Annotated in this window: 12 protein-coding genes; 2 read left to right on the top strand and 10 right to left on the bottom strand. The window is 67.6% G+C overall.

Annotation, left to right across the window (positions count from 1 at the left end; genetic code table 11):
• Positions 1-421 precede the first annotated feature (421 nt).
• From RIE32_14075 to RIE32_14065, 3 genes are all read right to left on the bottom strand, one after another.
• A complete protein-coding gene (locus RIE32_14075) occupies positions 422-1,705 on the bottom strand; it encodes an LssY C-terminal domain-containing protein (GenBank protein MEQ9097379.1) in 1,284 nt (427 codons plus the stop codon).
• Between the two features lie 336 nt (positions 1,706-2,041).
• Positions 2,042-3,649, bottom strand: coding sequence for an arylsulfatase (locus RIE32_14070; protein ID MEQ9097378.1), 1,608 nt, complete (start codon positions 3,647-3,649; stop codon positions 2,042-2,044).
• 137 nt (positions 3,650-3,786) lie between these two features.
• Positions 3,787-5,355 (bottom strand): arylsulfatase, encoded by a 1,569-nt coding sequence (locus RIE32_14065; GenBank protein ID MEQ9097377.1) that lies wholly within the window; start codon positions 5,353-5,355, stop codon positions 3,787-3,789.
• 173 nt (positions 5,356-5,528) lie between these two features.
• Here RIE32_14065 and RIE32_14060 point away from each other — a divergent pair, with 173 nt between their 5' ends.
• Positions 5,529-6,836, top strand: coding sequence for a hypothetical protein (locus RIE32_14060; protein MEQ9097376.1), 1,308 nt, complete (start codon positions 5,529-5,531; stop codon positions 6,834-6,836).
• A gap of 13 nt (positions 6,837-6,849) precedes the next feature.
• On the opposite strand, the gene RIE32_14055 is transcribed toward RIE32_14060, so the two are convergent.
• Positions 6,850-7,806 (bottom strand): hypothetical protein, encoded by a 957-nt coding sequence (locus RIE32_14055; GenBank protein MEQ9097375.1) that lies wholly within the window; start codon positions 7,804-7,806, stop codon positions 6,850-6,852.
• Between the two features lie 226 nt (positions 7,807-8,032).
• Between RIE32_14055 and RIE32_14050 the strand changes: the two genes are divergently transcribed.
• A complete protein-coding gene (locus RIE32_14050; GenBank protein ID MEQ9097374.1) occupies positions 8,033-9,202 on the top strand; it encodes a sialidase family protein in 1,170 nt (389 codons plus the stop codon).
• On the opposite strand, the gene RIE32_14045 is transcribed toward RIE32_14050, so the two are convergent.
• The 6 genes from RIE32_14045 to RIE32_14020 form a co-directional block, all read right to left on the bottom strand.
• Entirely contained in the window at positions 9,203-11,617 is a 2,415-nt protein-coding gene (locus tag RIE32_14045; GenBank protein ID MEQ9097373.1) for an EF-hand domain-containing protein, read from the bottom strand.
• A gap of 27 nt (positions 11,618-11,644) precedes the next feature.
• On the bottom strand, positions 11,645-14,059 hold the full coding sequence (locus RIE32_14040; protein ID MEQ9097372.1) for an EF-hand domain-containing protein: 2,415 nt from the start codon (positions 14,057-14,059) through the stop codon (positions 11,645-11,647).
• Between the two features lie 11 nt (positions 14,060-14,070).
• Positions 14,071-16,614 carry a GC-type dockerin domain-anchored protein gene (locus tag RIE32_14035; GenBank protein ID MEQ9097371.1) on the bottom strand — a complete coding sequence of 848 codons (2,544 nt, stop codon included), beginning with the start codon at positions 16,612-16,614 and terminating at the stop codon, positions 14,071-14,073.
• A 25-nt stretch (positions 16,615-16,639) separates the two neighbouring features.
• Positions 16,640-19,108 (bottom strand): GC-type dockerin domain-anchored protein, encoded by a 2,469-nt coding sequence (locus tag RIE32_14030; GenBank protein ID MEQ9097370.1) that lies wholly within the window; start codon positions 19,106-19,108, stop codon positions 16,640-16,642.
• A gap of 192 nt (positions 19,109-19,300) precedes the next feature.
• Complete coding sequence (locus RIE32_14025) at positions 19,301-19,981, bottom strand: biliverdin-producing heme oxygenase (protein ID MEQ9097369.1); 681 nt, start codon at positions 19,979-19,981, stop codon at positions 19,301-19,303.
• A gap of 35 nt (positions 19,982-20,016) precedes the next feature.
• On the bottom strand, positions 20,017-21,045 hold the full coding sequence (locus RIE32_14020; protein ID MEQ9097368.1) for a GC-type dockerin domain-anchored protein: 1,029 nt from the start codon (positions 21,043-21,045) through the stop codon (positions 20,017-20,019).
• Between the last annotated feature and the right edge of the window lie 15 nt (positions 21,046-21,060).

Raw genomic sequence — 21,060 nt, 5'->3', positions numbered from 1 at the left:
CATCGCGGCCGTTGCTGGATGCCGGGGGCGGCGTGCCCCCGGGACGGGTCCATGCATCGGCGGATCGGAGGGCGGATCGACCCGAGAAATGATAAAAAATACCGGGAGCGCAAGACTTGCCGATCGTGCCCGGCCGTGCCGGCCGCGATGGGGCCAGGGCCCGGATAACAACGCCCGGCGCGACAAATCCTTCGAAGGGCGCGTCGCGCCTTGCGTTGGTCGCCCCGCGCCGTGGCCCAGCCGCGCCGGGACAAAGCCACGGCGCGGCAATTCCTGCGCCCGGCGCGGCGCACCCGGGCCCGGGGGCGGGGCCCCCGGCGATCGATCTCGCGCGCCCGGCGTTGGCGGCGTGACGGCCGGCCCGGGGGGTGGGCCGAGGAATGGGGCCGGTGGGTGGGCCCGATGGGGGCGGGCCAGGCGGTCATCGGTGCGGCTCGGGCAGCTCCCATTGGTCGATGAACTCGACCTTTTCGAGGGTCAGCGGTCGCTTGTCGAAGAACAGGACCGCCCGGAGCCCATCGGTGAAGTACGGATCGCCGGTCAGGTTCACGCGCTGGGCGTCCCGCGGCGCCTCGCCGACGCCCTTGACGTACCCGAAGCGCGCCAGCGCCTGGGAGTAGCCCAGGTCCTGGACCAGGCCGCCTCGCGCCTCGTCGACGTCCGGATCGATCTTGTGCGTGGTTGGTGGGAGTCCAAGGACGAAGCGAACGCCGATGTCGCGGCTGATCTGTCCGATCCAGACCGGATCGCCCCGGAAACGCAGGTGGGTGAGCCAGAATCGAGCGTGGTTCCTGAGCGTGATCGACTCGCGGGCCTTCTGGGCCGAGATGTCCTGGCGCCGTCCGAAGACGTACAGCGGGCTGACGGGCGAATAGCGGTAGCGCGCCCGGAAGATGAACGAGCGAATCGTCCGCCAGACCGCGGCCGCGTAGGTCTGCTCGGTCGGATGCCATCCACGCCGTGCGAAGGCGGCCCTGCCGTCGGCGTGGGTCCCGATCAGGACGACGTTGAGCGGGTCGCCCTGGCGATCCCCCGCCTTGTTGGACGTGCACCGCGGGAGCGCTTCGAGGGCCTCGCGGAGGTCGTCCTCGGATTCCAGGTCCACGACGTCCTGGGGGGCGTAGAGCTTCTCGAAGTCGATGCCCTGGGAGTCGACGCGGAACCCCGGCACGTCGAGCGAGAACGTGAAGCTGTGGACGACCTTGCCGATGCCCACCAGGTCGAGATCGACCGCCTTGGTGCCTTCGTCGACGCGCGTGAAGATGCATCCGCAGCGCGTCTGGCCCGGCGGGATGGGGTTCTTGAAGCTCAGGTCGTAGCAGCGGTCCTGGAGTTTTCGATTGGCCGGGCGCGCAGCGCGATAGCGGGCCAGCCAGGAGGTCTCGAAGGGCGAGTACCAGGAGGCGTCGGTTCCCGCTCGAAGATAGAAGAGCGGGACGTCCTCGCCGTTCTCGACCTCGATCCAGACCGGTTGGATGCCGCGGATCGCCAGCGGCACGCCGAAGACGCGGTGCGCTTCGGTTCGCCCCAGGGCCGAGATGGTGACGCGCACCGGGCCGCTCGACTGGACCTGGGCGTGCTCGAGCACGCCCGCGGCTTCGATGGAGGTCGTCCGGTAGGGCCAGAAGCGGTGGATCAGCAGGCGACCGACCCAGAACACCGCCAGCAGAACCGCGATGCCAACTGCCAGTTCCAGGACCGTCACGTCGCCCTCCACTCGGTCGAATCGGTCCAGGCCAGCAGCGGGGGCCGAGGCGCGTTGACGCCAACGCTGCTGCCGCGATGGTGGGGCGCTCCCGCCTGGCTTCGGCCAGCGCACGCGCCACCTGGGCCACGCTATGGCTGGTCCAGGATACGCCGTGGCTGGCCAGGCCCGGATGACCGGGCCCGCCGCCGTCCGCCAATGCTCAACGCACCTCGATCACCACCTTCTCGATTTGGCCGGCGAAGGGCGGCTCGTAGTCGGGGGTCACCGGCTGGCCGGTGTCCATGCCGATGCCGAAGGCGTCCAGGCCGAGCACACGCGCGATCGATCGCCCCGTCAGGGCTTGCGCAGCCCGATGTCCTTCCGCGGGAACTTCTCGAACGTGGCGTTGTGCGCGCCGGCCTTCTGCAACACCTGTGGGATGCCCCACTCGAAGCGCGAGTGGCCGGTGCTGGCCTGCTCCTTGGGGTCCATGTACAGGTTGTACACCCACGGGCTCATGCCGGTGGCCGCGATCGTCGTTTCATCGAGGTTGCGGCGCGGCGCATGGGTCTGGAACACCCGGAAGTGCACCTTGTACTCGAGCCAGCGCACCGCCATGAGCGTGTTTTCGGAGTACATGAACACCGCCTCGCGATTGCTCTGGCCGTCGTCGGCCAGCAGGAACGAGGTCTGGTCGACGCCGTCGATGTACAGTTCCTCGCTGGTGACGCTGGGGATGTCCAGCCCGGCGACGGCCAGCGACGTGTTGAACAGGTCGCACAGATCGAACAGCCCGTCGCTCTGCCGCCCGGCCGCGATCGTGCCGGGCCAGTACGCGATGCCGGGCACGCGCACGCCGCCCTCCCACGTGGTGCCCTTGCCGCCGCGCCAGGGCTGGAAGCCCGCGTCGGGCGAGAGGTCCTCGTTGGCGCCGTTGTCGGAGGTGAAGAACACGAGCGTGTTCTCCAGCTGGCCCGTGTCGGCGAGCACCCCGAGCAGACGCTCGGTGATGTCGTCGATCTCGATGATGCCGTCCTTGTACGGGAAGCCGGCCGGGCTCTTGCCGGCGTAGCCCTCGGCCGGGTAGTTGTCGTTGTGCACGCGGCTGAAGGCGTGCACCAGATAGAACGGGCGATCGGCGTCCACCGTCCGCCGGATGAAGTCTTCGGACGCATCGGCGAACCTCTGATCGAGCTGGCCCAGGTCGTCGGTCGTGGCGAGTTCCTCGGCGATCTCCAGCGGGCCGCCCTTGACCCCCTTGGTGATCGCCGGCTCGCTGAGCTTGGCCACCGCGGCCATGCGCTCGGGGCGGAGGACCAGGTCGGGGTACAGCCGCTCGTCGAACTGCTGGGAGAACTCGCTGACGACAGAGAGGATGCCGTAGTACTCGTCGAAGCCAACCTCGTGGGGGCGCATGCCCTCCTGCTCGCCCACGTGCCACTTGCCGATGAGCGCCGTGGTGTAGCCGTTGCCCGACAGGATCTCGGCGGCCGAGACCTCGGCCTCCCACGGGTTGACCAGGACTTGCTCGCCGGTCAGGATGGGCCGCGTCAGGCCGCTGCGCGTCGGGATGCGACCGGTCATGATCGCCGCGCGCGTGGGCGTGCACGTGGGCTGGGAGTAGGTCGACGTCAGCCGCAGGCCCCGGTTGGCCATCCGGTCGATCGTCGGGGTCGGCGCTCCGACGGCGATGCCGCCGCCGTAGACGCCCGGATCGCCCCAGCCCATGTCATCGGCCACGAGGATCAGGATGTTGGGCGGGCGACCGAAGCGCTCGCGGAGGCTTCGCAGCTTGGCGGCGGCCTGGCGGTCCTGCTCGCCGTTGGGGATGGCCGGCTCGAGGTGGTCGGCGGTGCGCACGGCTCGGTTGAAGGCGTCGCCCTCGGCCTGGGCCAAGGCGGATGCACTCAGGCCGCCCACCGCCATTGCGACGAGCATGCCACGGGTCGCGTTCCATTGCATCTTGATTCTCCGTTCTCCGGACTTGGCCCGGTGTCTGAGTCGTTGCAGAGAACTGATCGTTCACGGGCTCCTGCCGCCCGTGCCTACCGCGTGTTGCCCTCGTTCGTGCCCTTGATGGCCTGGCTGCGGCCCGGCCGCTAACGGCTGCCCGGCATCGAGTTGATCTTCTCGCTCAGGTTCGTGACCTGGACCGACATGCCCTTCTGGCTGGGCGGATATTCCTCGAAGGTCTTGACGAACCCGGCGATGACGCCGCCGGCCTGGCCGAGGATCCAGCTGCGGTTCTCCGACCATTCGTCGTAGCCGCGCGCCTCGATGAAGCGCTCGAACGGGTCGAGCTCCATGTTGATGAGGATGGGCGTGGAGAGCGGGACCTGCTCGGCGCGGAACCACTCTTCCTGGTCGATGAAGAGCAGCTTCCACGGGTCGTAGCGCATGCCGTGGAAGACGGTTTCGGTGAAGTAGAAGAACTCCTTGCGATGGCTCGCGCCGTTCCTGAGCAGGATGTCGCTCTGGTCGTAGCCGTCCAAGTGGACTCGGAACTGCTTGCCGTTGATCTCCATGCCGTCGAGCAGGTCCTCCTTGATGTCTTGGTCGCCGACCCAGGCCATGAGCGTGGGGACCCAATCCTCCATGGTCATGAACTCGCCGGTGTGCGTTGCGGCGGGGATCCTGCCGTCCCACTTCACGAGCATGGGCACGCGGAAGCCGCCCTCCCAGCCGCCGACGCCTTTCTCGCCGTGGAAGGGGTGGTTGCCGCCGTCGGGCCAGGAATTCGAGGGGGCGCCATTGTCGGTGGAGAACATGACGATCGTGTTCTCATCGACGCCGAGCTCGTCGAGCAGGTCGAGCAGCTCGCCGACGTCGTCGTCGAGCTCCATCATGCCATCGGCGTAGATGCCCAGGCCGCTCTTGCCCTCGTATTCCTCACTGAGGTTCGTGCGGTAGTGCATGCGCGTGGTGTTGTGCCACACGAAGAACGGCGTGTCGCTCTCGACGGCGTCGGTGATGAACCGCTTCGATTGCTCGAGCACCTGCTGGTCGAGCGTGCGCTGCACCTCGCGGCCCCAGGGGCCCAGGTCCTCGATCTCCTGCCCACCATCCGGCAGTGCACGGGAGTGGATGATGCCGCGCTGCTTGAGGTTGAACCGCTCCTGGACTGCCTCGTCCTTTGGGAAATCGTACTGCTCTGGGTACTCGCCGGCGTTGAGGTGGTAGAGGATGCCGTAGAACTCATCGAAGCCGTGCGCCGTGGGCAGGTGCTCGTCCCGGTCACCGAGGTGGTTCTTGCCGAACTGACCGGTGGCGTAGCCGTGGTCCTGGAGCATCGACGCCAGCGTCGGGTCGGAGTCCTGCAACCCCTCCTTGGCGCCCGGCAGGCCGACCGTGGTCAGCCCCGTGCGGATGGGGTACTGCCCGGTGATGAACGAGGCCCGGCCGGCCGTGCAGGAGGCCTGGGCGAGGTGATCCATGAAGATCATGCCCTCTTTGGCGATGCGATCGATGTTGGGGGTCTCGCCGCCCATCATGCCGCGGTGGTAGGCGCTGATGTTCCACATGCCCACGTCGTCGCCCCAGATGATGAGGATGTTGGGCCTGGATGCCTGCCCCTGTTCCTGCTGGCCCTGCTGGTTGCCATTACGGGCGAAGGCCGAGGCGGCCAGCACCAGGACGGCGACCAGCACGATCGTGCTTCGTACCTGCATCGTGTCCGAACTCCTTCTTACGTCCGACTGTGGGGACACCCCGCAGGGTCGTTACCTTCGCGCAGTGTACCCAGGAACCGCGGGCCCTGGAATACGCGTTGTCCCTCTTGTGCCGCTAAGGCCGGACGAGTCGTACGCTGTGGTGATCGGTTCGCAACCCTGGGGGGTTCAACATGGCAGACACCGCACGCTCGATCGCACTGGCGGGCTGCTGGCTCGCGCTCGTCGCTGCGCCGCTGGCCACGCTTGCCGCATGCGGTACGGCGAGGTCGCACGCTCAGGAGCGCGAGCGTGCCGCTGGCGTGCCCGTCGACGTACGGACGGAGATCATTCGCGCAGCCGCGACAGAGTACCTCATGGACTTCTCCGCATCCGTGCGCAAGGCCGCCGATCGAATCGCGTCCCAGTCGTCGGACCCGCAAGTGCAACGTGCGGCGCTGTTATGGAAGCTCAACGCGATCCCGGCGATGCAGGAAGCGTGCTTCCGAGCCGATCCGCTCGCGGCGTATTTCGATGCATGGCTGCTCGCGGCCCAACTCGCCGAGTTCTTCGAAGCCGGCGCTGGCCGGAACGTCTTTGGTGATCAGCAGGATATCGCCATCGAGACGTCCCGGCACCTCACGCAGACCGCCGAGCGATTGTGGCGCGAGTACGTCACGTCAGAGGACGATCTGGACGCGGAGGCACGCGACCGCGTCGCGGCATGGGTCCAAGCACACCCGCTCGAGGACCTCTCCTTCGAGCGGTCATCGCCGCTCGGGCCGCTGGCCGAGCTCGCGCCCGATCGCGGCAACGCGTTGCAACGGGTGAACAACCTGGACGAGCAGGTCGCCGTGCTGGCCCACCAGGCGAGGCTGGTGCTGTCCGACGTGCACCTCCAGGTGCGCGGCGAGGCGGAGCTGCTGATTGATCAAGCCGTCGAGGAAGTGGTCCGGCAGCCAGCCGTTGAAGAGCTCGTCGGCGCCGCCCTGGACGCGACACAAGCCGCCGAACGCGCGGCCTCCGTTGCCGAGGCCGTGCCCGAACTGGTGCGCGAGGAGCGGGCCATTGTGCTGGATGCTGTCTCCGAGCAGCGAGAGCTGCTCATGGACGGCGTGCGCGGCGAGCGGGAGCTCATGCTCGAGGCCGTGGCCAGCGAGCGAGCCATCGTGCTGGATGCCGTTGCGGCCGAACGTGCTGCGCTGCTCGCGGGCATCGCCGACGAGCGCGCGCTCGTGCTGCGCGGCGTCGACGAACAGCGCCTTGCCACGCTCGAATGGCTACAGCCCCAGCTCGATCGCCAGCGCGAAGAGGCCACGCAAGACATCGAGCGGCTCGTGGCCGACGCCATCCGGGAGGCGGACGAAACAGCGCACGCGCTCGTCGATACGATCATGATCCGTCTCGTGATCGGCTTCGTGATCGGCATTGCCATCGCCGTCGTGCTCGCACCCATCGTCGCGCACGCGTACGTGCGCGTGTGGCCGAAGCGGAGTGCCTAGCGGATCGGCGAACTTAGTTGGGGAACAGGAACGTCAGCCCGAAGCGCAGTCCCACATCGGGCCCGCCGCCCGGGCGCTCGGCGTAGTAGCGGGCGCCGAACTGGAGACTGATCGGCTGGCTGCCGACCCCCGTGAGCTGGCTGACGCTGAGGTTGATCGGGATAGTCCAGTCGTGCGTGCGCCAGTCATAGGTCGATTCGGTGTTGAGCGTCAGCGTCGTCTTGGTCTCGAAGGTGTAGCTGGCGAAGGGCTGCAGGAAGGTGGCGTTCACGTCGGGCACGTCGCCGCTGCCGGCCACGCCCCAGAGGTGGTTGAACAGCAGGCCGTACGTCCAGCCGCCCTGCTGTCGCAGCGCCACGCCGGTCGGCCCGAGCGCGAGCTGCTCGGCCCGCAAGTCGGGGTCGGTGCCCGTCGGCAGCAGCGCGACGGGGCCGAAGCCCAGGATCCAGCCGTCCCCGCCGACGGGTTCCTTGGGCGAGAAGAACAGGCTCTGCACCGTGTCGCCGATGCCCACGTCGCTGTCGTCGGTGTCGCTCAGCCCCTCGGCATAGATGATGGGCACGATGGTGCGCGAGATCAGGTTCCAGTCCTCGCTGATCGAGAACGGGATCACCGGCTGGATGTTCAGCGTCCATCGCTCGGCGTCGTCGGGCCCGTAGCCGTGGTCGTAGTTGAGCTGCAAGGGCACGCTGATGAGATCGGCGACGGGGTTCTGCAGCTTCTTGGCGAGATCTTCACTCGCCGGCGGGGTGTCCTGGGCGGCTGGCAGCTCGACGCCCGGCAGCGTGAACACGCCCGGTCGCGGCGGCGTCGATGCAGCGTGCGGAGGCGTTGCGCCGCGTTGGTCGTGCACGAATCGCAGCGCGGCGCCCGAATCGCTCGGCGCGGCGTATACGAAGCCGGTCATTGCGAAGCCGGTCATAAGAAGTGCGGCGACGAACGGCGGGATCATGCCACGCACCTGCATCATTTTCCCATTCCTTTGTGTTGTGGTCCGGCCCTCGCGCCTCCGGAGCCTTCGGACTCGGACGCCGGCTGCGCGCCCCTACACACGCGACCCGTGCTTCGAAGTGTACTCGACCTCGACTCGGCAGGGCATAGGCGTTCTCCCTGTCTCTGCCAGGCTTGTCGAACCGCGCTGCCTTGGGAAGGCGTGGAGCTAGAGTAACCAAAGACCAGCCTCGGGGGATTTCGACATGCGAACGACGATCGTGTTCGTGCTCGCCTGCCTGTGCGGCGCGGCGTTTGCCCAGCAGGGCCGGCTCGCCGCGGACGCCGTGCTCGAAACGCACAATATTCCGCACGGCGACCTGCCCCGCCAGCGGCAGATCCACGCGGCCACCATCACCGAGGCCGCCGACGGGACGCTGCTGGCCGCCTGGTACGGCGGCAGCCGCGAGGGGCGGGCGGACGTAGACATCTGGGTGGCCCGCAAGCCGGTCGATGCGCCATGGTCCGGGCCGGTGATCGTCGACGACGGCGTGTGCACCATCACCGGCCGCGATGGCCAGGAGCGCGACATCGAGTACGCGTGCTGGAATCCGGTGTTGTTCACCCATCCCGAGACGGGCCGCATCTACCTGTGGTTCAAGATCACGGGCGAGACCGATCTGCCCGGATACAAGAACTGGTGGGGTGCCGTGCGCACGAGCGACGACGGCGGTCGGACGTGGTCGGACCGCGTGTGGCTGCCCGAGATCGAGCAGGACCAGCGGCACGCTGTCTTCGAGCCCTACGCTCATCGCGCAACGGGCCCGGTCAAGAACCGGCCCATCGTGCTGCCCGATGGCGACCTCTTGTGCGCCTCGAGCACCGAGTCGCCCGAGGGCTGGCGCATCCACTTCGAGCGCTACCGCGCGGGCGACTGGATCGGTCAGGAGCACGGCGTCGAGATCATCGGGCCCATCACCGACGCACGGCAGAACGCCCCGCGAGGGCCAGGCAATCCGCACGCCATCCAGCCCAGCTTCATCGTGCTCTCGCCCGACATGCAGCACCTGGCAGTCTTCGCACGCGAGAGCGCGTGGAGCGAGTCGACCGACGGCGGCAAGACCTGGTCGCCCATCGAGCGTTCGCCCATCGACACCAAGGCCGGCTCGCACGCCCTGACGACCGCCAATGGCGTGCACCTGCTGGCCTACAACCCCCCGCCCGACCGCCGACCGCTCTCGCTGGCGCGGTCGTTCGATGGCGAGCGCTGGGAGGTGCTGATCCCCGACGTCTCTCGCAATCGAGACCAGGCCGACTATCCGACGATGATGCAGGGCTCGGACGGCCGCATCCACGTCGTCCATGGCCATGGCCGCGAGCACGTTCGGCACATCGTGCTGGACGCGGGCGTGATCGAGGCCGGGCGCGAGCGGTAGTCAGCAGCCCACCGCAAAGAGGGTCTGGAACTCCAGGAAGTCAAAGAGCGTCAAAGCGCCGTCGCCGTCCAGGTCCGCTGACGGCTCGCCCAGCGCGAAGGCGCTCTGGAAGGCGAGGAAGTCAAAGAGCGTCAGTGCGCCATCGCCGTCGAAGTCGGCCACGCACGGAACTGGCGGGCAGCCCTGCCACTTGCCCAGGTAGGCCGACTCGATGCGATCGCCCACGGTGTCGAAGGTGCCCGCGACGAAGAGCGCCTCACCGGCGCCGTCGTCGTAGGTCGCCATCGCCCAGCCGCGCTCGCGCCGGCCCGTGCCGATGCCGCCATCCACGCCAGACCATTGAGAGCCGTTCCAGCGGGCCAGCCGGCCGGCGGGCAGCGAGCCGATGGCCTGGAACCGGCCGGTGATGTAGAGCTGCGGGCCGTCGCCATCGTCGTAGACCTCGAGGGCGACGATGGGCTCGTCGGGCCCGTTGCCCGAGGCGTCCTGGACGGCCGACCATGCGGCGCCGTCCCAGCGCGCGATGTTGGACACGGCGACGCCGCCGGCCTGGGTGAAGCTGCCGGCAACGTAGAGCGCCGGTCCGCTGCCGTCGTCAAAGACCGCCATGTCCGAGATCAGGCCGTTGACCCCCTGGGTGCCGGCGGGGCCGAGGGACTGCCATGCCGAGCCGTCCCACCGGATAATGTTCGTGGCGACGACTTCGCCCGCACCGGCGAACTGCCCGCCCGCGTAGAGCGCCGGCCCATCGCCATCGTCGTAGGTCGCCAGGGCGTGGACGCCGCCGCTCAGGCCGGTGCTCGTTGCTGTTTCGAGTGCGACCCACTCGTCGCCGTCCCATCGGGCAATCCTGTTGAGCGTGCGCGACCCGCTCTGCAAGAAGCCACCGCCGGCGTAGAGCTGCCCGTCGGCGTGGACGTGCAGTGCGTGGGCGCCGTGCGAAAAGCCATCGCCCATGCTGAGCCATTGCTGGCCGTCCCACGCTGCGACGTAGCCCACCGGCAGACCGCCGGCGAAAGTGAAGTCGCCGGCAGCGATCAGCATCGGTCCATCGCCGTCATCGTGCGACGCAAGCGCCAGGACCGACCGGTCCATGCCCGAGCCCAGTTTGCGCCAGCGATCGCCGTCCCACGCTGCGATGCGGATGGCCGCCGATCGTCCGGCGCCGCGGAACTCGCCGCCCGCGTACAGGCTGGGGCCGCTGCCGTCGTCGTGGACCGCCATGGCCAGGGGCGTGGCCTGCAAGCCGGTGAACGGCGCGGCCCAGTCTTCCCCGTTGAACTGCGCAAAGCCGGGGAGGAAGCCCTCGCCGCTTCGGCTGAAAGAGCCCATGGCGTGCAGGTGCGGTCCATCGGGCCCGTAGTAGGTCGCCAGGGTCGCCACCGTGTTCTGGAAGCCGGCGCCGACGCGCTGCCATGCGCCTACCCAGCGAGCAACGAAGTCGAAGCCGATCTCGCCATTGGCGGCGCGGAAGTTTCCGCCCATGTACAGGCCCGGCGCGTCGCCCCCGGTCACGACCTGGAACGTCGCGACGCCGCCGTCCAGCCCGCCGCCGACCGGCGACCATGCCGCGCCGTCCCATCGGGCGATGCCCACGGCGGGCGTTCCGCTTGCCTGCGTAAAGCCACCGCCGACGTAGAGCGCTGGTCCGGAGCCATCGTCGTAGGTGGCCAGGGCGTGGACCTCTTCGTTTACGCCGAAGTCGAGGTAGTCCCACGCGGCGCCATCCCAGCGGGCGATGTTGTTGACGATTTCATCGCCAGCGGTCACGAAACGACCACCGACGTAGAGCGAAGGACCGCTGCCGTCGTCGTGCACCGCAAGTGCGTTGGCGCGACCGCTGAGGCCCTCGCCAAGCGGACTCCAGCGAGAACCGTCCCACTTAGCGATGCGATTGACCAGTTCACCGCCTGCGATCAGGAACTCACCGGCTACGAAAAGCGCCGGGCCCGAGCCGTCGTCGAAGGCCGCCATGGCCTTGACTCTGCCGTCCAGGCCGTTGCCCAGCCGCGACCACTGCGTGCCGTCCCACTTGGCGATGCTGTTCGTCGGCAGGCCGTCGATCGGCCCGACCGAAGCGCCGTAGTACAGGGCCGGACCGGCGCCGTCATCGAACGACAGCATGGTCATGGCGCCGTCGGGCTCACCCTGGCCGAGCGCCGACCACGTCCGGCCATCCCAAATCGCAAGGCGCCTGATCGGCTGGACGCCCATCTGGGTGAAGTATCCCGAGACGAAGAACCGTGGCCCGGCACCGTCGTCGAACGTCGCGCCGCTGAGCACCTCGCCGTCAACGTAGGGAATGCTGAACAGGTCCGAGGCCCAGGCCGGCTCGCAATCCTGGGCGTGGGTCGTCGTTGCCAGGCATGTTGCCAGCGCCGTGGCCAGCACGGCAATCGTCTGAGAAATGGGCATCTGAAAGGCTCCTGCGCGAAGGCGGGTTCAGGGGCAGCCGATTGCGAACGCGGTCTGGAACTCGAGGAAGTCGAACAGGGTCAGGCTTCCATCGCCATCGACGTCGGCCCGCGAATCGCCGAGATCGAACGCGCTCTGGAACGCGAGGAAATCGAACAGCGTGAGCGAACCATCGCCATCGAAATCCGCAATGCAGGGCTGGGGCTCGCAGCCGAAGCGGCCGAGGGCCATCGAGGGGCGGTCTCCGATCTGATTGAAGGCGCCGCCCGCATAGAGCGCAACGCCGCCACCATCGTCATGCAAGACCAGCGTATGGATGATGTCGTTGGGGCCGGCTGGGAACAACTCGTACGAGAATGGGTACCAATAGGCGATGCGTTCGCGTTGGAACGCGCCGGGCTCGGTAAAGTCTCCAGCGACGACCAGGGCGGGACGCGTGCCGTTGTCCCATGCGAGCAGGTCACGAACCGGCGAGGCGCCGCCTTCGCGTACGCCCGTGCCCAGGGGGGTCCACGACCGGCCACTCCACCGGGCGACGTTCAGCGCCAGGAGGGAGCCGGCCTGTTGGAAGTTGCCGCCGACAAACAGCGCGAAGCCATCGCCGTCGTTGAACGTCTCCATCGCAGCAACCTCGCCGTCGATGCCCGAGCCCAGGCGAGACCACGCGGCGCCGTCCCAGCGAGCGATGTTGCGAACGTCGGCATCGCCGATGAACGTAAACTCGCCGCCGGCATAGAGGGCGGATGACGTTCCATCGTCGAACACGGCGAGGGCATTGATGCTGCCGTTCGCGCCACCGCCGACCGAGAGCCAGCGCACGCCATCCCATCGAGCGATTCGCGAAACCGGTTCGGCGCCCGACTGGGTGAACTCACCCGCGGCATAGAGCGCTTCGCCCGCGCCGTCATCGAAGAGCGTCAGTGCGCGCACGATTCCGTTCAGTCCGTCGCCCATCGGCAACCACTGGCTGCCGTCCCACCTGGCGATGTTCGCGGCCGGCTGGCCGTCGGCGGTCGTGAACGATCCGGCGGCCACAAGGCCCACGCCCGAGCCGGTATGGTGTTCGAGCATCGCGTAGACCGGGCCATCGAAGCCGCTGCCCAGCGCGACCCAGGCGCCGTTACGCAGGCCCGCGAGATTACCGGCTTGAACGCTGCCGGCATACTCGAAGTCACCCGCGGCGATCAGCAAGGGGCCCTGGGCGTCGCGGAACGAGAGCAGGTCGAAGATGATGGCGTCGCCGGACAGGCCTTCGTTGAGCGAAGACCAGCGGCCTTCCTGCCAGCGAGCGATTCGCTGAGCGCTCGTCTCGCCGGCGCGTCCGAATATGCCCCCGCAGTACAGCGCCGGGCGTCCGTCGTGGACGTAGCTTGCCAGTGTGTACACGCGCTCGTCCGTGCCGGTTGCGGCGGACAGCCAGAAGCGGCCGTTCCAGATGGCCACACGCGTCGTGCGCGCGCCACCGGACTGCAGAAAGTCGCCGCCGACGAACAGCCGGGGGCCGGTTCCTTCATCGTGCACGTGCAGGGCGTGCACGGCATCGTCCAGGCCCGGTCCCAACGCGGACCATTGCACGCCGTCCCAGCCGGCGATGTTGGATGCGGTGACGCCGCCGGCCTGTGAAAAGCGGCCCCCGGCGAAGAGGATGGGACCGTTGCCGTCGTCATAGACCTCCAGGGCGTTGACCTCGCCAGCGACGCCAAGCCCCACGGCAGACCACGCCAGTCCGTCCCATCGCGCGATTGACTCGGCGGCAATCGGTCCGGCCGTGTCGAATCCGCCGGCAACGTACAGGTGTGGGCCGTTGCCGTCGTCGTAGACGGCCAGGTCCGTCGCGCTGCCGCCACCGAGGCCCTCGCCCAGATTCGTCCAGTTGACGCCGTCCCATCGCGCGATGCCGTCCACGGGCAAGCCGCCCGACCCGGTAAAGCGCCCACCGGCGTACAGGGCGGGGCCGTTGCCGTCATCGAACGTGGCCACGCACTCGACCCGGCTATCCAGTCCGTCGCCGAAGCGCGACCAGGTCGTGCCGTCCCAACTGGCGATGTTCGCTGCGGGGATCGGCCCGGCGCTGCGAAACTCACCGGCGACGATCAGGCGAGATCCGGAACCGTCGTTCCAGACCTCCAGGTCGTAGACCTCGCCGCCGACGCCACCGCCCGCCAGCGTGGACCAGGTCTGTCCATCCCAGCGCGCGATGCCGCGAAAAGTGGTCTCGTCGGGCAGGCGGAAGCGACCGCCCACGAAGAGTGCCGGCCCGGCCCCGTCATCCCAGACGACCATGTCAAACACGCTGCCGTTCAGGCCAGAGATTGGAAAGTCCGCGTACGTCCACGAGCGTTCGCAGTCCTGAGCCCGAGCCGAGTTGGCGAACGAAAGCAGGGCGGTCAGTGCGACCACGAAGGTCGCCAAGCGCAGGTGCATGCCTCGTCGAATGCTCATGTGAAACTCCATCACGGGCACCCCGCATCGAAGTCGTTGGAAAACAGGAGGAAGTCGAACAGGGTGAACAGGCCATCGCCATCGAAGTCCGCGCGTGGCTCGCCCATGTGGAACGCATTGGAGAACTCGAGGAAATCGAACAACGTGAGTTCGCCGTCACCGTCGAAGTCGACGGCGCACGCCTTCGGGCAACCCTTCCAGACCGCCGTGTAGTCGGTCGGGGACCCCGAAGACCGCGTAAAGCGGCCGCCAGCGATCAGCCGCTCGCCCTGGCCGGCGTCAAACGCCTCCAACGCCCACACGTCGCTGCCCGTATGGGTCCCCAGGCCCGAGCCCGCGGCCGTTGGCATGGCTTCCCAGCGGCCGCCGTCCCACCGCGCGATATTGCCGGCCGTAACGCCGCCGGCTGACTGGAAAAGGCCGCCTACGTAGAGCTTCGGCCCCGAGCCGTCGTTGAAAGACAGCAACGCGTTGACGCTTCCCGAACCCACGCCCGTGCCCAGCGGGCTGGCCAAGGGCTCCCAGTCGGCGCCGTCCCATCGCGCCACGCGGTTGACCACGCGCCCCCCGGCCAAGTCGAACTCGCCGCCCACGTAGAGTGCGTCGCCTCTTCCGTCGTCGTACACCTCGAGCGCGTAGCCGTCGAGTCCGCCTGAGCCCGAGCGATCGAGGCCCTGGCCCATCGGTCCTTCAAGGAGCGTCCATGCGGAGCCATCCCAGCGCACGATGCGGTTGGCATCGATCTCGCCAGCCGTGTTGAAGCTGCCGGTGACGAACAGGCCGGGCCCGCGGCCATCGTCGTACACGATCATGTCCGACACGAAGTCGTTCATGCCTGCGACACCGTCGACTTCCACGGGTCGCCACTCAGAACCGTCCCAGCGAGCGATGTGGTTGAGCGGGTCCTGAATCGACCGATCAAAGTCGCCGCCCGCATACAACGCGGGGCCGGTCCCATCGTCATAAACCGCCAGCGCCAGGACGGGACCATTGAGTCCCTCGCCCACCGGTTCCCACTGCGCACCGGTCCATCGCGCGACGTTCATTGCCTCGCGTTCGCCGGCCCTGGAGAAGACGCCACCGACGTAGAGCGCCGGCCCGTCGCCGTCATCGAAGACGGTGACAGCGCGGACGATGCCCTCCACGCCTTCGACGTTTTCCTCCTTCACGCTGGTCCACACGCGACCATCCCAGCGTGCGACTCCGCGGGACGGCTCGGCGCCGCCGATTTCGAAGTCGCCGCCGGCGAACAACCTTGGCCCATTGCCCTCATCGAAGACTGTGAAGGCTGCGACGGCGTCATCCAGCGAAGTTTGCAGGACTTTCTCCGAGCCCCATGCGCTGCCGTTCCACCTGGCAATATTCCGAACGACCTGGCCGCCCGCGCGGTCGCAGGTGCCAACGACGAACAGGTCGGCGCCCGCGCCATCGTCGTGGACGATCATGTCTTCCACGATGGCCGGGCCGGGGGTCCGATCCAGCCCGCTGCCCATCGAAGTCCAGCCGAAGGCGGTCCAGCGAGCGACGTTGGCCGCAGGTTCGCCGCCGGCGCGGATGAAGTTGCCACCCACGGCGAGCGTGGGCGTGCCCGCTTCCTCATAAGCCTGGAGCGAATAGACCTCGCCGTAGATTCCGAACTCCATGCCCGAGCCGAAAGGAGACCAGCCAGCACCGTCCCACCGCGCGATGTTCTCGACGAGCACGCCGGACATGACCTGGAACTCACCACCGGCGTACAGCGCCGGACCGGTGCCATCGTCGAAGACTTCGAGTGCTTCAACGTCTCCGCTCGTGCCAAAGCCAAGGGGCGCCCACTCGAATCCGTTCCATCGCGCGATGCTGCGGGCCGAACGGCCTCCGGCGGTCGAGAAGCTGCCACCGACATAGAGAGCAGGTCCGCTTCCATCGTCGAACACGTGCAGGGCGCCCACTCGGGATGGCCCGGTCGTGCTGTAGACGCCAGTGCCCACGGGTTCCCATTGGGCGCCATTCCAGCGGGCGATGTTGTTCACACGCTGGCCATCGATCGTGTCAAAGCTACCGGCGGCATACAGGCGCGGTCCACCGCCATCATCGAACACCGCCAGTTCGGTCACCCGTCCATCGATGCCGCCCCCCAGGGCGGACCATTGCGTGCCGTCCCACCGGGCGATGTTCCGAGCGGCCACGCCGCCGGCAGCCGTGAAGCCGCCGCCGATGTACAACGCCGGTCCGCTGCCATCGTCGAAGATGACCATGGCGTTGACCTCGCCGGAAACGCCGCCACCGACTTCCGCCCACGCGCCCCCGTCCCACGCGGCAAGGGATTGTGCATCCGTACAGCCTGCCGAATCGAACCGGCCGCCGATGTACAAGAGGTTTCCCCCGTCGCCGACGACGCCACTGGTAGTCGTGTTGATGCGGTCGTCCGTCCCGGGCTGGCAGAAGACCGACGCAACCCAACCTGGCTCGCAGTCCTGGCCGTTGGCGGGCGTAGAGCCGATCAAGGCCGCTGCCGCGACCAAGCTCGCGGCGACGTGATTCGTTGTGCGTGTGATCATTTGTCGCACCATCATGTGTCCTTTGCTCCTGCCCAAGCGTCTACGAGCAACCGCGAGCGAACGTGCTCTGGAAAGTGAGGAAGTCGAACAAGGTCAGTTGACCATCCAGGTCCAGATCCGCGGCCGGTTCACCCAGGGCGAACGCACTCTGGAACGCCAGGAAATCAAACACCGTCAGCGAGCCGTCTTCATCGAAGTCAGCCGGACATGGATCAGGGCACACCGAACGCCTCGCGATGCGAGCCGAGACGACGCCGTCGATCCGTCCGAACCGTCCGCCCACCCACAAGGCCTGCCCGTCGTCATCCCGATGATTGGCCAGCGTCAGGATCTCGCCGCTGACGAAGTCGGTCACGCCACGCCATCCAGCATCGGACCAGGCCGCAAGCCCTCCGGCTTGGATGCGATCATCCACGGGTCCGACGCCCGAGAACGGCCCGCCAACGTACAGAGCCGGCCCGGTGCCGTCGTCGTGAACGAGCAGCGTGTTGCCCTCGCCGTCGAGACCGCCATCCAGATCGGTCCACACCGCGCCGTCCCAGCGGGCAATACCTTCGGCCTGCAGAGGTCCGGCGTCGGTGAATTCGCCAGCGGCAAACAACGCTTCCGAACCGCCATCGTCGAAGATGGCCAGCGCGTTGACCGGCCCATTCACGCCGGAGTCCACGGCCGTCCAACGAATTCCGTCCCAGCGGGCGATGTTCGATGCGGCGACGCTCCCCGCGGCGGAGAAACGCCCGCCGACGTATAGGTCGCCGTTCCAGGAGGCCATGGTGTAGACCTCGCCGTTGATGCCTTCGTCCCCTTGGGCGCGGACCGCTTCCCACTGGTCACCCGTCCAACGGGCAACATGCAGCATCGTGTTATTGCCCGACGCCGTGAAACGCCCTCCTGCATACAGGCGCGGGCCGTTGCCGTCGTCATGGATGAGCAGCGCATCGACGATGCCGTTGAAGCCATCGCCAACCACGCTCCATCGCCGACCGTCCCAGCGAGCAATGTTCATCGCTTGGGCATGGTTGCCTGCTCGCGTGAAATCTCCGCTCACGTACAACGCCGGGCCCGAGCCATCATCGAACGAAAGCATGTCCAGCACCCGCGTTTGTCCCGGTGAACGCAGCGCCGGTGGGGAGGGAAGCCATCGGGAGCCGTTCCATCGGGCGATGGCGCCCGCCGGGCGCCCAGCCACCGACGCGAAGTGGCCACCTACGAAGAGTTCCGGGCCTTCGCCCGAATCGAAGGTCTCGAATGCCTGTACGGTCCCGGGGTCAAACCCATTGCCCAGCGATTGCCACCCGTCCGCTCCCCAGGTTGCCACGTGGTTCATGGAACCGCCGTCAATCGTCCACTCGAAGCGTCCCGCGACCACGAGTCGGCCCTGGAACTCGGTAAGCGTTCGAACGAAACGCGAAACGCCGCCATTGGGAGCCGACCAAGCCTGGCCATCCCAGCCCAGTATGCCCACGTCTTCGCCACGCGAGCCGGGCTTGTCGAGCGAGCCTCCCACGAATAGGACGCGTCCGCGGCCGTCATCGAATGGGAGGATGTCGCTGACTTCGGAGCCTTCGAGTCCATCGCCGATGGGTCTCCAGTCGTTCCCATCAAATCGCGCGATCAGCGATGCCGAAACGCCGCCGATGGTCTGGAACGCGCCGCCGATGTACAGGTATGGACGACCATCGGCTACGATGGTGCGGAGCGCCCGAACGCCGCCATCGGCGCCGCTTCCTACGGCAGACCACGCACTGCCGTCCCAACGCGCGATGTATCGAGCCGAGCCGATTCCGGTCACCGACGTGAATGCGCCGCCCACGTAGAGGTCGGGTCCCGAGCCATCGTCGAACGTCTCCATCGCGAACACAGCCGCATCAACGCCGGCGGCGAAACCGCTCCCCAGGCGGGACCACTCCGAGCCGTCCCACCTGGCGATGTTGGACGCCGAAACGCCTCCGGCCCGATCGAACTGGCCGCCAACGTACAGGGCGGTGCCCGTGGCATCGGCGTGGACGTGCATGCAGTCAACGCGTCCGTTGATCCCCTGTCCCAGCGAACCCTCGACTTCTCTCCACGTGCGACCGTCCCACTTGGCGATGTTCGTTGCCGTCAGTCCGCCGGCCCGCGAGAAGATTCCCCCCGCATAGAGGTCCGGGCCGCCTCCGTCGTCGAAGACAGCGAGCGCGTTGACCTCCTCACCCGAGAGTTGGCTCCCCGTGATGCTGGTCAATGATTCCCAGGTCTGCCCGTCCCAGCGTGCGACGAGAGTGGTAGCCGTGTCACCGGCCGAGAAGAACTCGCCCGCGAGATACAACGCCGGGCCGCGTCCGTCGTCCCACACGACCGCATCCCGGACGTCTCCGCTCACGCCGGGCGGCAGAAACAGGCCCTCAGCGAAGGCCGGTTCGCAATCCTGTGCCGCCGCCGGCGCGGCGCAGCAAAACATAAGGAGGATCGCAGCTCCGATCCAGCTCCAACACCGGGCGCGCGGCGCGCCCGTATCGACTTGCAGCATGCCGTCCTCCCTCTCGTCCAAAGCCCCGCGAACGCAGGTCATGGGAGGCTACAGCCCGGCTGCAGCAAAAGTTGCAGCCAGAGGCTCGTTTTCGCGAAGTCTCGCAGCGCTGCCCGAGCGATGTCCAGACAAAAAGGTCCCATCCTTGCTCTGGTCGGGACCACCTCAGTTATCAGGGCCGAAGGAGCCGCGTTACGCGCCCGCGGGCTTCTTGTGGCCAGCCAGGACCTCGAGCAGTTCCTGATTGATATCCCGTACGCCCTCGAACGTGCGGCGGGCCGCGGCGACCACGCGCTGGCGAGATTCTTCGCTCAGGTCCAGCGTGTCCAGCCGGCTCTTGAAGCGTGCCCACGTCTCGCGCTGGGCCGGGCCGTAGCTCTTGAGGTAGCGCAGGCCGTCTTCTTCAAGGCCCAGGGCCGGGCCGATCTTCTTTGCGATGTAGCCATTGCCGTTGGTCGATCCCTCCAGCACGTACTGCACGCCGATGAGCGCCGTGGGGTGCTCTTGGGCGGTTTCTTCGATCCAACTCACGAAGCTCGAGGTCGCGGGCACGGGCTGCACGTCGGCCGGGTCGATCGACAGGAACGCCAGGTCGGCTTCCAGCTTGCCTGTGTGGTTCAGGTCCTCGCTGTTGAGGGACTTGACGTGATCGCACGGTGCCTTATCCAGGCAGTTCTCGAGCGCGCGATGCACAAGGTAGAGCTGGCCAAGGTGAGACGCGTACTCGTGCTTGCCAAGTTCGCCCTTGACCAGGCGCTTCTGAAGGTCGCCGCTCTCGGCCTCCTGGTGCAGGTCCCAGGTGTTGTCCTTGAGCGCTGCGGCGAGTCCGGTGGCTGCCTCGGACGCTCCGGTGTGGGTGGTGGGGTGTTGCATGCGGTCTGGCTCCTGTTGAGATCGATCGTAGGGGCTCAGCCGGCGTCGAAGGCGTTCTGGAAAGCCAGGAAGTCGAAGATGTCCAGCGTGCAGTTGCCGTCGAAGTCCGCAAGCGGCTGGCCGGCATCGAAGGCGTTCTGGAAGGCCAGGAAGTCGAAGATGTTCAGCACGCCGTCGCCGTTGATGTCCGCGTCGTCCACGGCAATCACCGTCAGCTCCAGCCGGGGGGCATAGCCCAGGATCGGGCTGATAGCGTTCTCCTTGGTGAAGAAGGAGGGATACTCGGTTGACCCTAGCTCGGCCGAGTGCATGCTCGTGACGGTCAGGTTCACCTTCCCGGCATCGAACGAGGCGTCAAAGAATGCGGCGGCACCAGGCGCACAGGTGTCGATGTCGAATGTGAACACCGTCTCGGCGGGCACGAGTTCGCCCGCCGCGACGCCGTCGGTCTGGCCGATCGCCAGCGGCGTGCTCTCGATTCGCTCGCGCACCTGGCGCGATAGGTCGACGACGTCGTCCACGTCCGCGTAGAACGCGGCGAACGCGTTGCGGGCGCCCTCGGCCGGGGGCACGATGGGGATGCCGCCGAACTCGCTAGTTTCCTCCCAGCTTTCAATCGTGAAGCCGTTGCGGTAGCCCGTCGCGTAAAGCTCGATGGGGCGGCCGGCGGAGGTGTCTTCGACGTAGTCGGGGTCGGCGGGGTCGAAGAAGCTGGCCAGCGGGTCGGCCGAATCGTCGTAGACGAACTGCAGGTCGTTGTCGATCACCAGCGTCACGCGGGCCGAGACCACGCGGAAGGCGCCAGCGCCCAAGCCGGTGGGGATCTCGCTTGCCGTGTCGAAGCCGATCACGAACTGGGCGTCGCGGTCGTCGAAGCCCTCGATGCCGGTGGCGCCGAAGATGCTCGCGTTGGTCCGCACGCCGGGGGAGGCGCTGAAGGGGTAGTTCCAGCGGTCGCGGGCGGGCTCGTCGAAGGAAAGCGAGATCGGTCCAGTCTGGGCGAAGGTGGCGCCGGCCAGGGCCAGGAGGGCGGCGGAGGCGACAGCGTTCACGGGGCGGGGCATGGCGGATTCTCCTGA

This window comes from Phycisphaerales bacterium (assembly GCA_040221175.1).
Classification (GTDB): Bacteria; Planctomycetota; Phycisphaerae; order Phycisphaerales; family UBA1924; genus JAHCJI01.
This window is presented reverse-complemented; position numbering and strand designations above follow the sequence as displayed.